Origin of the sequence: Paracoccus sp. J55 (genome assembly GCF_000513975.1) — a bacterium.
Taxonomy (GTDB): Bacteria; Pseudomonadota; Alphaproteobacteria; order Rhodobacterales; family Rhodobacteraceae; genus Paracoccus.
In genome coordinates this window covers 22,305-34,946 of record NZ_AZVA01000011.1, presented here as the reverse complement: position 1 = coordinate 34,946, position 12,642 = coordinate 22,305, and the positions used below count along the sequence as shown (strand labels likewise).

The following is a 12,642-nucleotide window of genomic DNA, read 5'->3' as shown; positions in this document are numbered from 1 at the left end:
TCATAGTTGCGCCCATGCAAACCGCGTTCCGCGCCCGCCTGATCGACGCCCTGCCCTTCTGGCTTTCCCTGGGCATGGTGCCGCTGGCCCTGCTTGCCGCGACGCTGGGCGGCTGGTGGTTCGCGCTGATGCCGCTTTATGCCTGGTATCTGATGACCATGCTGGATGCGGTGCTGGGCCTGAACGAGGAAAACCCCGACACCGAGACGCCGGAATCGCAGCTGATCTGGTATCGCGCCATCACCGTGATCTGGTTCCCGATCCAAGCGGCGATGATCTTCGGCGGCATCTGGTTCGCCACGCGCAGCGGGCTTTCCGGCTGGGAAAAGCTCGGCCTGTTCTTCGGCATCGGCGTCGCCTCGGGCACCATCGGCATCGTCTATGCGCACGAATTGCTGCACCAGAAGAACAAGCTGGAACGCTGGCTGGGCGACCTGCTGCTGGCCTCGACGCTCTATTCGCATTTCCGCACCGAGCACCTGCTGGTGCATCATTCATGGGTGGCGACGCCGCGCGACGCGGTCTCGGCCCGCTACAACGAGGGCTTCTTCCGCTTCTTCCTGCGCGTGCTGATCGAATGCCCGAAAAGCGCCTGGGCGGCCGAGACGCGGCGGCTGGAGCGGGCGGGCCGCTCGAAATTCGACCGCCGCAACCCGTTCTGGCGCTACGCCGCGCTGCAGCTGGCCATGCTGGCCCTGGCGCTCATCCTCGGCGGCTGGCAGGGGCTGCTGCTCTTCCTCTGGCAGGCCTTCGTCGCCGTCTGGCAGCTCGAACTGACCAATTACGTCGAGCATTACGGCCTGACCCGCAAGCATCTGGGCGAGGGGCGCTATGAACATGTCCTGCCGCGGCACAGCTGGAATTCCTCGCATACCGCGACCAACTGGCTGCTGATCAACCTGCAGCGCCATTCCGACCATCACTACAAGCCCGACCGGCGCTTTCCGCTGCTGCAGACCTATTCCGACGAAGAGGCGCCGCAGCTGCCGATGGGCTATCCGGCGATGACCTTCCTCGCCATGGTGCCGCCCCTGTGGCGGCGGCGGATGAACCCGCGCGTCCGCGCCTGGCGGCGGCAGTTCTATCCCGAGATCACCGATTGGCAGCCCTATAACCGCGGCACGCTGCCGATGCCGCGCGGGGCGCTGTAATTTCCGCAACCCGACCGAAAAAGCCAAAAGGCCCCGCCCGGCGCAGGGCCGAACGGGGCAAGGCGGTCCCGGCCGCGCCAGAGCTCGCGGAGCTTCGGGACTTGGCGAAACCGGGAAATCAGTGGGCGCGGCCCTCTTCGGCCTCCATCTCGGCGCGGATCTGCTGGCGCAGGATGTCGATGGGCACCATCCGCCCCTCGCGCCGGAAATGCCAATAGGTCCAGCCGTTGCAGCTGGGCGCCCCCTCCAGCGCCGCGCCGACCTGGTGGATCGAGCCCTTCACGTCATTGCCGATCAGGCTGCCATCGGCGCGCACCTTGGCCTTGTGGCGGTTGTTCATCGAATAAAGCTCCTCGCCCGGGCGCAGCATGCCGCGCTCGACCACCTGGCCGAAGGGCACGCGCGGCTCGGCGCGCTTGGGCTTGATGGTGGCAATGGCCTCGCTGTCGAACTTGCGGATGCGGGCCAGCCGCTTCTCGGCCACCTCGCGATAGGCGGCTTCGCGCTCGATGCCGATGAAATCGCGGCCCAGCATCTTGGCCACGGCGCCGGTGGTGCCGGTGCCGAAGAACGGGTCCAGCACCACGTCGCCGGGATTCGTGGACCCGACCAGGATGCGATGCAGCAGCGCCTCGGGTTTCTGAGTCGGATGCGCCTTGGCGCCGCCGGCATCCTTCAGCCGCTCGCCTCCGGTGCAGATCGGCAGCACCCAGTCGCTGCGCATCTGCACGCCCTCGTTCAGCGATTTCAGCGCCTCGTAGTTGAAGGTGTATTTCGCGCCCTCGGACTTGCTGGCCCAGATCATCGTCTCATGCGCGTTGGTCAGCCGCTTGCCGCGGAAATTCGGCATCGGATTGGCCTTGCGCCAGACCACGTCGTTCAGGATCCAGAAACCCTGGTTCTGCAGCTCCGCGCCGACGCGGAAAATGTTGTGATAGGACCCGATCACCCAGATCGCCCCATCGGGCTTGAGGATGCGGCGCGCGGCGGCCAGCCAGTCGCGGGTAAAGCGGTCATAGGCGGCAAAGCCGGAAAACTGGTCCCAATGGTCGTCCACCGCATCGACGCGGCTGTTGTCGGGCCGGTGCAGCTCGCCCTTGAGTTGCAGGTTATAGGGCGGGTCGGCAAAGATCAGATCGACGCTGGCCTCGGGCAGCGCGTTCATGACCTCGATGCAGTCACCGGCCAGAATCTGGTTAAGCGGAAGGGTTCGCGCCACGGCGCGGGATTTGGTGTCAGGTTTCGTCATCACTGCCTCGGGGGTTCGGCTATTGGGTTGCCGATTTGCTGGGGCCGATAATGAGTCAGAGCCGATTCGCCGTCAAATTCTTTTTCGAATCAAAAGCTTGTGGTTTCTTCTTTACACAAGATATTGTGGACGGGCGCGAAGCTGCGCCTATGATATGGGGTTACGCCCAGATCTAGCAGCGCCTGGCGATGCGCCGCGGTCGCATAACCGGCATTCGCCTCCCAGCCATATCCGGGGTGCTGTTGCGCCAAATCCACCATGATGCGATCGCGCAACAGTTTCGCCACGATCGAGGCCGCGGCGATGGACAGGCAGCGCCCGTCGCCGCCCACCACCGCCTGCCCCGGCAGGTCCAGATCGCGCGGCAGCATGTTGCCGTCGATCAACACCAGGCAGGGCCGCCGGCGCAGCCCGGCAATGGCCCGGCACATCGCCAGATGCGAGGCGCGCAGGATGTTCAGCCGGTCGATCTCCTCGACGCTGGCATGGCCGACGGCCCAGTCGCAGCGCGCCATGATCAGTTCGGCCAGCGCCTCGCGGCGCCTGGCGGTCAGCTTCTTCGAATCGTTCAGCCCCTCGGGAATGCAGGCGACATCCAGAATCACCGCCGCCGCCGTCACCGGCCCGGCCAGCGGCCCGCGCCCGACCTCGTCCACGCCGGCGACGAAGCGCGCGCCGCCGCGCAGCGCCGCCTCCTCGAAGGAATAGTCGGGCAGGCTCATGCCTCGACGGTGACGGGGGCGATCTCGACCTCTTCCAGGTTCACGCCCTCGCCCTCGCGGTCCACGACCAGGAAATCGGCCGGCCGGTCCAGCGGCGTCAGCACGCCATGCCAGACCCCGGCGCGCAGGTTCACCCCCATGCCGGCCGGCACCAGGAAGGCGACCGGCGCGCCCGGCCGCCCGCCCTCGTCCGGGGCCACGATCGACAGCCAGGGATCGGGTCCCAGCGGCACGAAGGCCTGCGAGCCCAGGGGATGGCGCTCCAGCAGCGTGCAGTCATAGGGCAGGCTGACCGGCTCGGAACGGAAGATCGAGATGATCGCCTCGCCGCCGCCGCGCTCGACCGTGGCCAGCGCGTGATGCCGCTCGCACCGCCCGGCATTGATCATCTTCGAGGGCCGCTCGCGCGGGGTCAGCAGTTCTCCGAAAGGGGCGAATGCCTCGGCGGTGATCGGCCTTGCCTTGATCGTCGTCATGTTTCTTTCTTGTCCAAATATCCCGGGGGTCCGGGGGCAGCGCCCCCGGTCCGGCAGCTACAACCGCTCCATCCGCGGCAGGAAGATGGTCAACAGCCCCATCAGCGGCAGATAAGAACAGATCCGGTAGACGAATTCGATCCCCTTCGCATCCGCCACCACGCCCAGAACCGCGGCGGCGATGCCACCCATGCCGAAGGCGAAGCCGAAGAAGATGCCGGCGATCATGCCGGTCCGTCCCGGCACCAGCTCCTGCGCAAAGACCACGATGGCCGGAAAGGCCGAGGCGAGAATCAGCCCGATCACCACGGTCAGCCCCCCGGTCGCGACCAGTCCCACATGCGGCAGCGCCAGCGTAAAGGGCAGGATGCCCAGGATCGAGAACCAGATCACCTTCAGCGGCCCGACGCGGTCGCCGATCAGCCCGCCCAGCATGACCCCCGCCGCCATGCCGCCCAGGAACAGGAACAGCATCACCTGCGCGTGCTGGGTGCTCAGCCCGAACTTCTCGATCAGGAAGAAGGTGTAATAGCTTGAAATGCTGGCGGTATAGATGTTCTTGGTGAAGGTCAGCAAAGCCAGCACGACGATGGCCACCGCCACCCGGCGGCGCGAAAAGGCCGAAGGCCCCGCGACGCGGGTCCCGGCGGCCTTGCGCCGCCCCTCGGCCCAGCTGCCGACGCGCCACAGCACCGCCGAGCCCAGCATGGCCGCGATCGAGAAGATCGCCACCGAAGGCCGCCCCAGCGGCACCACGATGAAGGCCGCCAGCAGCGGCCCCAGCGCCTGGCCGAAATTGCCGCCCAGCTGGAACAGCGATTGCGCGGTGCCGAATTTCCCGCCCGAGGCGATGCGCGCCACCCGCGAGCTTTCGGGATGGAACACCGCCGAGCCGATGCCGATCAGCATCGCCCCCGACAGCAGCACCCAGTATTCATGCGCCAGCGCCAGCAGCAGCACGCCGATGACGGTCGCGCCCATGCCCACGGCCAGCGAGCGCGGCATCGGGTTGCGGTCGGTCACCATGCCGACCACCGGCTGCAGCAGCGAGGCGGTGACCTGGAAGGCAAAGGTCATCATGCCGATCTGCCAATAGGACAGCCTGAATTCCTCGCGCAGCAGCGGATAGATCGCCGCCAGCATGGATTGCATGATGTCGTTGATCATGTGGCACAGGCTGATCGCGACCAGCACCGTCCAGGCGGTGGCGAAGACGCCTTGGCCGCGGAATGTCGTGGCTTCCGACACGGGGCTCACCTCTCGAGAATCGCCCGTTTTTCACGTCCGGCCGCCGGAATGTCAACCTGTGCAGGCGGATCCTGGCCTGCGACAGGAATAGCCCTTGACCCTCGCGGGAATTTGCAATCAAAAACTAAACTGAAGAGTTTACCTAAGTTCCACGATCGGGCAGACCTGCCGCCCGGGTTCACCGCCCCTGTTCTCGGCGATGCCGGTTTCGATCGACGATAGCGAGTTTTTCTGCCGCAACCTCGACGCAAAGACATAAATTTTAGACATGATTGAGCTTCCCAGCCATGTGGCGCAGGCCCTCTCGGCAGAGCTGCAAGAGCGCAAGCGGCGGAACATGACCTGGCAAGCCGTCCAGGAAGAGGTGCTGACGCGCATCCATAACGGCAACTGGCCGGAGGGAGAGCTGATCCCCACCGAGGCCGAGCTGGCGACCGAATTCGGCTGCGCCCGTGCGACGGTGAACCGGGCGCTGCAGACCCTTGCCCAAAGTGGGGTCCTGGAACGCCGGCGCAAGGTCGGCACCCGCGTCGCGCAGCATCCGCGCGTCCAGATGGTGCGGTTCCTGCTGCGGCGCGAGATCGAGGCCTCGGGCAAGATCTACGGCTACCGGCTGCTGGACTGGCAGGAATGCGCCCCCCCGGCGGATGTGGCGCAATCCATGCTGCTGCGCACCGATGACAGCCTGATGCGGGTCCAGGCCCGGTTCACCGCCGACGCGGCGCCCTATTGCTGCGAAGAACGCTGGATCAACTATTACGCCACGCCCGGCCTGACGCGCGAGGCTCTGACGCAGATGAGCCCCTGCGAATGGCTGCTTGGCCATGTGCCGATCAACCGCGGCAGCATGGCGATCGGCGCCACCCAGGCCAGCCCGGGCTTCACCGCCGAGGCGCTGGACGTGACGGCGGGCGATCCGGTGCTGCTGGTCGAGCGGATCGACTGGCTGAACAACATGCCGGTCTCGCTGACGCGGCGGTATTTCCCCCAGCATCACCGCTTCGCCGCCACGATCTGAAGGGCGCGTTCAACCCGAGTTGACCAGCCCCTGCTTGCCATGGCCGGCACATTTGGCCAAATGTGCGGGACAAAACCAAAACACGACAGGCAAACAGACCGGATCCGAGCATGCCCCCGACCCGACCCCGCACGGGCGTCCTTGCGCGCCTTTCGCTGGCCGCCGCCCTTCTGCTGCCGCTTTCGCCCGGCTGGGCGCAGGCGGTGCCCTCGACCGCCCCGGCCACAGCGCCCGCATCGGGCACCGCGGCGCAGGTGGCGGCGCCGAAACCCCGGGCGCTGACCACGATCACGCCTGCCGAGATCGAGCTGGCCGGCTATGACGGCGGCGACCTGCCCGCCGGCCAGTCGGCGCTGACCGCCAAGGTGCAGATCCTGCTGGACCGGGCCGGCATCTCGCCCGGCGTGGTGGACGGCTGGCGCGGCGGCATGAGCGAAAGCGCCATCATGGCCTTCCAGCGCCGCTCGGGCCTGCCGATGACCGGGCGCATGGATCACGCGGTCTGGGACCTGCTGCAGGGCTATGCGGCCGCGCCGCTGACGGCGGACTATACCATCACCGAGGAGGACGCGACCGGGCTGGTGGACCGCATCCCCTCGGATTACGCGGAAAAGGCCGCGATGACCTCGCAGGGCTATACCAGCGTGCTGGAGAAGCTGGCCGAGCGATTCCACATGGACGAGAAGTTTCTGGCCAAGCTGAACCCCGGCGCCGCCTTCCGGCCCGGCGAGACGATCCACGTCACCGTGCCGGCCAAGCCGATCCGGGCCACCGTCACCCGCATCATCGTGGACAAGGAAACCCGCCGCGTGGCCGCCTATGACGCCAAGGGCAACATGGTCGCGGATTACCCGGCCACCGTCGGATCGGCCGACACGCCCTCGCCGCACGGCAATCACGTCGTCGACGCGGTGGCGCTGAACCCGACCTATACCTACAATCCGCATCGCAACTTCAGGCAGGGCCAGAACGACCGGGTGCTGATCGTCCCGCCGGGGCCGAACGGGCCGGTGGGCAATGTCTGGATCGACCTGTCCGAGCCGACCTATGGCATCCACGGCACCGCCACCCCCTCGCAGCTGTTCCTGAACCAGTCGCATGGCTGCGTGCGGCTGACGAACTGGGACGCCTGGGAGCTGGCGCATATGGTCAAGCCCAAGGTCACGACGGTGGAGTTCCTGCCGCCGGGGGTGCGGATCGCCGATGTGACCGGCGCCTCGCCCATGGTGGCGGCCACCCAGGCGGCGGTCACCACGACCATCGCCGGCACCCGTCCCCCGGCGCGCGGCGACCGGATGCCGCCGCAGGTGATCGCGGCCGAGCTTCCCGCCGCACCGGCGGCGGCAGCGGTTGTTCCCGCCCCGACCGAGACCGCGGCGACCGCCGCCGCCGCGACGGTGGTGACGCCCGAGCCCCTGGTCATCACCCCGCCGGTGCCGGTCTCGGAAGAACCGCTGGTGCCCGACACGCCGCATCCCGCCACGGTCGAGGAAGAGCCGGAATACCCTTCCGACGCCGTGCTGCCTGACAGCCTGCCGGGAGAGGCGCCGGGCAGCGTGACGCTTTATCCCCAGCCCGGGCAGCCCTGAGATGCGCGGGCTGCTGGCGGGGCTGACGGTGCTGCTGACCGCGCTGCCGGGCCAGGCCCCGGCCGAGGAGGCGCCGGTTCCGCGTCCCGGCCGCCCGGCCGAGGACCGCCCCGCCCCGCGCCCCGACCATGAAGCCGCCCCGGCAGAGCCCGCAACCACCGCCGAACCCGCGCCCCGGCCCCAGGAACCGCCCGCCGAGGACGAGCAATCCGAGAGGGCCGGCCCTCCGGCCCCGCCGATCCGCGCCACACTGCGGGAAAGCGATTTCGCCTATTCCGCCTGCCTGCTGGAGCTGACCCTGCTGGGCGCCGATTTCAGCGAAGCGCCGCCTATCCTCGACCCCGAACAGCGCGATTGCGGCATCGACCGGCCGATCCTGCTGCGCCAGCCGCTGCCCGGCATCGAGATCCCGGGCGGTGCCCCCATGCGCTGCGATACGGCGCGGCATCTGGCGCATTGGCTGCGCGATTTCGTGCGGCCAGCCGCGGCCATGCTGCCGGGCCAGCCGCGGCTGGTCGCGCTGGAGCCGGGCTCGACCTATCAATGCCGGCCCACGGTCGGGAATGCGGGCGAGACCCTGTCCGAACACGCCTTCGGCAATGCCTTCGACATTGCCGCCTTCCGCTTCGAGGACGGCACGCGTCTCGCCGTCGAGCCGCGCCAGGACAGCGGCGACCTGCAGGAAGCCTTCCAGCGCGCGGTACGCGGCACGGCCTGCCTGCATTTCACCACCGTCCTCGGACCCGGCGCCAATGCGGCGCATGACAACCACCTGCACCTGGACATCAAGGCCCGGCGCGGCGGCTTTCGGCTGTGCCAATAGGCGCTAGCGCCGGACCCGGTCCAGCTCCAGATATTCCGGATCGAACCGCGCCAGCCGCGCCAGACCCGCCCAGTCGAGGATCTCGACCTCGCCGCCGTTCCAGCGGATCAGCCCGCCGGCGCGCAGGTCGCGCACCGCACGGTTCACATGGATCGGCGTATAGCCCAGGATGTCGGCCAGCTCTTTCTGCAGCAGCGGCAGGGTGAAGCGGTGGTTCTGCGCCGCGCCGACACTGGCGAGCCGGGTGTAGAGTTCGCACAGCAGATGCGCCAGATGCGCGCTGGAGCGCAGCGAGGCCGCCGCGACCAGCCATTGCCGATGGATCGCCGCATCGATCACCGTGGACATCCACAAGAGCCGCGTCAGATGCGGGAAATGCTGCGTGACCTCCCGCAGGGAGGCATGATCGACGAATTCGACCTCGGATTCGCCGACCGAGATCACGTCATGCTCCAGCCCGGCCAGCACGAAGCCGTGCAGATCGACGAAATCGCCCGGCACATGCAGGGCGGTGATCACCCGCTCGCCCGGCCGGCCGGTCAGTTCGTGCTGGCGCGCCGCCATGCCGCGCAGCATCATGCAGCTGCGCGTCGCCAGCCGCCCCCGGGGCACGATCACCTCGCCCGGGCGAAAACAGGCATGCGTGGTCGGAATCGCCCGAAGACAGGCGATGTCGGATTCGGAAAGCAGGTCCCTTCGCTGCAGGTAGCGGACGAAATATTCGGTGATGGCCATGACGCTCCTCGGCTCGACCGCGGGAGAGTGTCAACTCGACGGCGGCGGTGCAATGACCTCGGGTCACAGGTTAACATTCATCAATCATGCCATAACCTTGCCGGATTCATAGACTTCTTTCGGCTCAGGCCGCCCTTGCCGGCGCGCCCACCGCCTCGGCCAGAAGCGCGAAGCTGTGCTTCGCATCGCGGCTTGACCGGGTGAAGAACTGGTCCAGCGCCGGATAGAGCCGCACCGCCTCGTCCAGCCGGGCGTCGGTGCCCGGGGAATAAAGCCCGGCGCGGATCATCAGTTCGGATTCGGCATAGGTGCCCAGCATCGCCCGCGCCCGCGCGATCAGCGCGTTCTCGGCCGGCGTCGCCGCCTGCGGCAGGGAGCGCGAGACCGAGCGCAGCACGTCCACCGCCGGAAACCGGCCGCGCTCGGCGATGGCGCGGTCCAGCACGACATGGCCGTCCAGCACGCCGCGCAGGATGTCGGCCACCGGCTCCTCCATGTCCGAGCCCGCGACAAGCACGCTGAAGATCGCGGTGATGTCGCCCGCACCCTCGGGCCCCGGCCCCGAGCGTTCGGCCAGCGACATGATCAGATGCGAGGTCGAGGGGGGAAAGCCGCGATAGCTAGGGCTTTCCCCCGCCGCCAGCGCGATCTCGCGATGCGCCTCGGCGAAGCGGGTGATCGAATCGGCCAGGAACAGCACGTGCCGGCCCTGATCGCGGAAATGCTCGGCCACCGTCATCGCCGCCCAGGCGCAGCGCCGTCGCATCAGCGGCGACTGGTCCGAAGTCGCCGCCACCACCACCGAGCGCGCCATGCCCTCCTCGCCCAGCGTCTCCTCGACGAATTCGCGCAGCTCGCGCCCGCGCTCGCCCACCAGCGCGATCACCACCACATCGGCCGAGACCCCCTTGGCCAGCGCGGAAAGCAGCGTGGACTTGCCGACGCCCGAACCCGCAAACAGCCCCATCCGCTGGCCGCGCACCAAAGGCAGGATGGTGTCGAAGACCGCAAGCCCGGTATCGAGCCGCCCGCCCAGCCGGTTGCGCAGGGCGGCCGGCGGCGGGGCAGGACGAAAGCCGCGCTCTTCCCCGCCCGCGACCAGGGGGCGCCCGTCCAGCGGCCTGCCGAAGGGGTCGATGATTCGCCCCACCCAGGCATTCGCCGGCGCCAGCGAGGGCGCAAAGACCAGCTCGACCCTTGTGCCGATCGACAGCCCGTCCATCGGCCCCTCGGGCAGGATCGCCGCCCGATCCTCATGCAGGGCGACAATTTCTCCGCCGAGGACTTCCCCGGAACGCATTGAAAATACGACTCGATCTCCAAGGGACGCATGGCTGTTCAGCCCGCCCGCCAGGATCAGACCGGCCTGGATGGCGCCGACCTGCCCGAAATGCCGGGTCATGCGGACCCGCCGCATCCGCGACGCGATAGATTGCATTTTATCCATTCCGACCTCGTTTTTTCCCGCCGGCGCCACCGCCTCGAAAGGGTTTCTAAACCTGTTGAGGTTAAGACCGGGTTTATCGGAACCTGAGGAGACGCCTCGATGTTTGACCGGATCGATACCTTGCGGATGGCCAGTTCCCTGACGGCCCACGCGGCCGAACGGCAAAAGCTGATCGCCCGGAACGTCGCCAATGCCGACACGCCCGGCTTTCGCTCGCGCGATCTTGCGGGCTTCGCCGAGACCTATCGCACGCATGTCACCGAGGGCATGCGCGCCTCGCGGCCGGGGCACCTCACCGGCGTCGGCTGGGGCAATGACAAGGGCCGCGTCCTGGACGACGGCGGCGAGCCGTCGCCCAACGGCAACACCGTTTCGCTGGAAGAGGAGATCTTTCGCAGCGCGGCGGCAAAGCGCGAATTCGATCTCTCTCTGGCGGTGACGAAATCCTCGCTCGGGCTGATTCGCACCAGCCTCGGCCGCCGCGGCTAGGGGATGCGCAGATGACCGATTCGCTTTCCGCAGTCGAACTCGCCGCCTCGGGGATGCGGTCGCAGGCGGTGCGCCTGCGCCATATCTCGGAAAACATCGCCAATGCCGACACGCCCGGCTATCGCCGCAAGGTCGTCGCCTTCCAGGAGCAGGTCGATTTCGGCCGGCGGACCGGCGCCGTCGCGGCCGGCCCGACGCGTTTCGACCGGCGCGAACTGCCGCGCATCTACGACCCGGCCCATCCGATGGCCGATGACGAAGGCTATTATTCGGGCTCCAACGTGGACCTGATCATCGAGATCGCCGACGCGAAAGAGGCTGGCCGCAGCTACGAGGCCAATCTGCGCGTCTTTGAACAGTCCCGCCAGATGGGCAGCGCCCTGCTGGATCTGATCCGCCGCTAGGGGAACCGCCATGATTTCATCGACATTCGCCGCAACCGCCTACGACCATGCCCGCCATGCCGTCGCGCCGGCCGATGGCCTGCCCCAGGGCGTGACCGCCGCCGCCTCGGACTTCGCCCGGGTGATGGAGCAGGTCGATATCGCCGCCACCGGCGCCATGACGGGCAAGGCCGACACGCATGAGCTGGTCCAGAGCATCGCCCAGGCCGAGATCGCGCTCGAGACCGTGGTCGCCATCCGCGACAAGGTGGTCGAGGCCTATCAGGAAATCCTGCGCATGCCGGTCTGAGGGGGAACCATGGACGAGAACCTGATCTTCGACCTGACCCGGCAGGCGCTGTGGATCGCCGTGCGCATGGCCGCGCCGCTGCTGATCGTGGCGCTGGTCACCGGCGTGGTCATCGGCCTGTTCCAGGCCCTGACCTCGGTGCAGGAGATGACGCTGACCTTCGTGCCCAAGATCGGCCTGATGCTGATGGTGTTCTGGGTCAGCATGAGCTTCATGACCGCGACGCTCACCAGCTTCTTCACCGACCAGATCCTGCCGCAGATCGCGGGGTCCTAGGCCATGGACAACGCGATCTATGCCGCCCTGACCCGGCAATCCGGCCTGATGCGCGAGATGCGCACCGTCGCCAACAACATCGCCAATGCCGACACCGCGGGCTTCCGCCGCGAGGGGGTGGTGTTTTCGGAATACATGGTGCCGCTTGATCGCCGCGGGGAAACGCTGGCCATGGCCAACGGCCGTGGTCGCATGGTCGATCTCAGTCCCGGCGGCATGACCCAGACCAACGGCCAGTTCGACATGGCCATCGACGGCGAGGGCTTCCTGATGGTGCAGACGCCGCAGGGCAACCGCCTGACCCGCGCCGGCGCCTTCATGACCAATGCCGAGGGCGAGCTGGTCAATCCCGACGGCTACCAGCTGCTCGATGACGGCCAGGCCCCGATCGTGATCCCGGCGGGGGTCCGCGGCATCGGCATCGGCACGGATGGCACCGTCTCGGCCGACGGCAATCCGATCGGGCGCATCGGCGTCTTTGCCGGTCCCGAGCCGTCGAAGCTGCGGCACGAGGCCGGCACGCTCTTCGATCCGGGCGGCGCGGTCGAGCCGCTTGACGACGCGGTGCTGCGCCAGGGTTTCCTCGAGGATTCCAACGTCGATCCGGTGCTGGAGATCGCGCGCATGATCGAGGTCCAGCGCGCCTATCAACTGGGCCAGAGCTTCCTTGACCAGGAAGACCAGCGCATCCGCCAGGCCATCACCTCCCTGACCCGGTGAAAGGAC

15 protein-coding genes are annotated in these 12,642 nt (G+C 67.8%); 9 read left to right on the top strand and 6 right to left on the bottom strand.

The features are described from left to right. The first annotated feature begins 14 nt into the window (after positions 1-14). Complete coding sequence (locus PARJ55_RS0111845) at positions 15-1,151, top strand: alkane 1-monooxygenase (RefSeq protein WP_028713243.1); 1,137 nt, start codon at positions 15-17, stop codon at positions 1,149-1,151. Between the two features lie 118 nt (positions 1,152-1,269). On the opposite strand, the gene PARJ55_RS0111840 is transcribed toward PARJ55_RS0111845, so the two are convergent. The 4 genes from PARJ55_RS0111840 to PARJ55_RS0111825 all read right to left on the bottom strand — a co-directional run bounded on the left by PARJ55_RS0111840 (position 1,270) and on the right by PARJ55_RS0111825 (position 4,846). Then, positions 1,270-2,400, bottom strand: a complete 1,131-nt coding sequence (locus PARJ55_RS0111840; RefSeq protein WP_051416248.1) for a site-specific DNA-methyltransferase — start codon at positions 2,398-2,400, stop codon at positions 1,270-1,272. Positions 2,401-2,489: 89 nt separating this feature from the next. Beyond that, complete coding sequence (locus PARJ55_RS0111835) at positions 2,490-3,122, bottom strand: ribonuclease HII (protein ID WP_028713241.1); 633 nt, start codon at positions 3,120-3,122, stop codon at positions 2,490-2,492. Beyond that, the gene (locus PARJ55_RS0111830) at positions 3,119-3,598 is read right to left on the bottom strand and encodes an ureidoglycolate lyase (RefSeq protein WP_028713240.1); all 480 of its coding nucleotides are present in this window, start codon (positions 3,596-3,598) and stop codon (positions 3,119-3,121) included. Before PARJ55_RS0111830 ends, PARJ55_RS0111835 begins: the two co-directional genes overlap by 4 nt. A gap of 57 nt (positions 3,599-3,655) precedes the next feature. Further along, entirely contained in the window at positions 3,656-4,846 is a 1,191-nt protein-coding gene (locus tag PARJ55_RS0111825; RefSeq protein WP_028713239.1) for an MFS transporter, read from the bottom strand. A gap of 268 nt (positions 4,847-5,114) precedes the next feature. Here PARJ55_RS0111825 and PARJ55_RS0111820 point away from each other — a divergent pair, with 268 nt between their 5' ends. The 3 genes from PARJ55_RS0111820 (at position 5,115) to PARJ55_RS0111810 (ending at position 8,276) form a co-directional block, all read left to right on the top strand. Further along, the gene (locus PARJ55_RS0111820; RefSeq protein WP_028713238.1) at positions 5,115-5,864 is read left to right on the top strand and encodes a GntR family transcriptional regulator; all 750 of its coding nucleotides are present in this window, start codon (positions 5,115-5,117) and stop codon (positions 5,862-5,864) included. A 110-nt stretch (positions 5,865-5,974) separates the two neighbouring features. Beyond that, a complete protein-coding gene (locus PARJ55_RS0111815) occupies positions 5,975-7,453 on the top strand; it encodes a L,D-transpeptidase (RefSeq protein ID WP_028713237.1) in 1,479 nt (492 codons plus the stop codon). Between the two features lies 1 nt (position 7,454). Further along, positions 7,455-8,276: an extensin family protein gene (locus PARJ55_RS0111810; protein WP_028713236.1), complete on the top strand. Its 822-nt coding sequence runs from the start codon at positions 7,455-7,457 to the stop codon at positions 8,274-8,276. 3 nt (positions 8,277-8,279) lie between these two features. On the opposite strand, the gene PARJ55_RS0111805 is transcribed toward PARJ55_RS0111810, so the two are convergent. Both PARJ55_RS0111805 and PARJ55_RS0111800 read right to left on the bottom strand, forming a co-directional pair. Continuing rightward, positions 8,280-9,011: a Crp/Fnr family transcriptional regulator gene (locus PARJ55_RS0111805; protein ID WP_051416247.1), complete on the bottom strand. Its 732-nt coding sequence runs from the start codon at positions 9,009-9,011 to the stop codon at positions 8,280-8,282. Positions 9,012-9,135: 124 nt separating this feature from the next. After that, a complete protein-coding gene (locus tag PARJ55_RS0111800; protein ID WP_028713234.1) occupies positions 9,136-10,449 on the bottom strand; it encodes a FliI/YscN family ATPase in 1,314 nt (437 codons plus the stop codon). 108 nt (positions 10,450-10,557) lie between these two features. On the opposite strand from PARJ55_RS0111800, the gene PARJ55_RS0111795 reads away from it, so the two are divergent. Genes PARJ55_RS0111795 through PARJ55_RS0111775 form a run of 5 tightly spaced genes read left to right on the top strand, consistent with a single transcriptional unit; the run spans position 10,558 to position 12,636 of the window. Beyond that, entirely contained in the window at positions 10,558-10,947 is a 390-nt protein-coding gene (locus PARJ55_RS0111795) for a FlgB family protein (protein ID WP_028713233.1), read from the top strand. A gap of 11 nt (positions 10,948-10,958) precedes the next feature. Then, the gene (flgC, locus tag PARJ55_RS0111790) at positions 10,959-11,351 is read left to right on the top strand and encodes a flagellar basal body rod protein FlgC (protein WP_028713232.1); all 393 of its coding nucleotides are present in this window, start codon (positions 10,959-10,961) and stop codon (positions 11,349-11,351) included. A 10-nt stretch (positions 11,352-11,361) separates the two neighbouring features. Continuing rightward, complete coding sequence (gene fliE, locus PARJ55_RS0111785) at positions 11,362-11,640, top strand: flagellar hook-basal body complex protein FliE (RefSeq protein ID WP_028713231.1); 279 nt, start codon at positions 11,362-11,364, stop codon at positions 11,638-11,640. A 9-nt stretch (positions 11,641-11,649) separates the two neighbouring features. After that, positions 11,650-11,916, top strand: a complete 267-nt coding sequence (locus PARJ55_RS0111780; RefSeq protein ID WP_028713230.1) for a flagellar biosynthetic protein FliQ — start codon at positions 11,650-11,652, stop codon at positions 11,914-11,916. 3 nt (positions 11,917-11,919) lie between these two features. Then, positions 11,920-12,636 carry a flagellar hook-basal body complex protein gene (locus PARJ55_RS0111775; protein ID WP_028713229.1) on the top strand — a complete coding sequence of 239 codons (717 nt, stop codon included), beginning with the start codon at positions 11,920-11,922 and terminating at the stop codon, positions 12,634-12,636. Positions 12,637-12,642: the final 6 nt, after the last annotated feature.

Bases quoted from the DNA above. Each gene is read 5' to 3' on its own strand.
- PARJ55_RS0111845 (WP_028713243.1), top strand. From the start codon at position 15: ATGCAAACCGCGTTCCGCGCCCGCCTGATCGACGCCCTGCCCTTCTGG.
- PARJ55_RS0111810 (WP_028713236.1), top strand. From the start codon at position 7,455: ATGCGCGGGCTGCTGGCGGGGCTGACGGTGCTGCTGACCGCGCTGCCG.
- PARJ55_RS0111780 (WP_028713230.1), top strand. From the start codon at position 11,650: ATGGACGAGAACCTGATCTTCGACCTGACCCGGCAGGCGCTGTGGATC.
- PARJ55_RS0111775 (WP_028713229.1), top strand. From the start codon at position 11,920: ATGGACAACGCGATCTATGCCGCCCTGACCCGGCAATCCGGCCTGATG.
- PARJ55_RS0111820 (WP_028713238.1), top strand. From the start codon at position 5,115: ATGATTGAGCTTCCCAGCCATGTGGCGCAGGCCCTCTCGGCAGAGCTG.
- PARJ55_RS0111800 (WP_028713234.1), bottom strand. From the start codon at position 10,449: ATGCAATCTATCGCGTCGCGGATGCGGCGGGTCCGCATGACCCGGCAT.
- PARJ55_RS0111805 (WP_051416247.1), bottom strand. From the start codon at position 9,011: ATGGCCATCACCGAATATTTCGTCCGCTACCTGCAGCGAAGGGACCTG.
- PARJ55_RS0111840 (WP_051416248.1), bottom strand. From the start codon at position 2,400: ATGACGAAACCTGACACCAAATCCCGCGCCGTGGCGCGAACCCTTCCG.
- PARJ55_RS0111815 (WP_028713237.1), top strand. From the start codon at position 5,975: ATGCCCCCGACCCGACCCCGCACGGGCGTCCTTGCGCGCCTTTCGCTG.
- fliE (WP_028713231.1), top strand. From the start codon at position 11,362: ATGATTTCATCGACATTCGCCGCAACCGCCTACGACCATGCCCGCCAT.
- PARJ55_RS0111830 (WP_028713240.1), bottom strand. From the start codon at position 3,598: ATGACGACGATCAAGGCAAGGCCGATCACCGCCGAGGCATTCGCCCCT.
- PARJ55_RS0111795 (WP_028713233.1), top strand. From the start codon at position 10,558: ATGTTTGACCGGATCGATACCTTGCGGATGGCCAGTTCCCTGACGGCC.
- flgC (WP_028713232.1), top strand. From the start codon at position 10,959: ATGACCGATTCGCTTTCCGCAGTCGAACTCGCCGCCTCGGGGATGCGG.
- PARJ55_RS0111835 (WP_028713241.1), bottom strand. From the start codon at position 3,122: ATGAGCCTGCCCGACTATTCCTTCGAGGAGGCGGCGCTGCGCGGCGGC.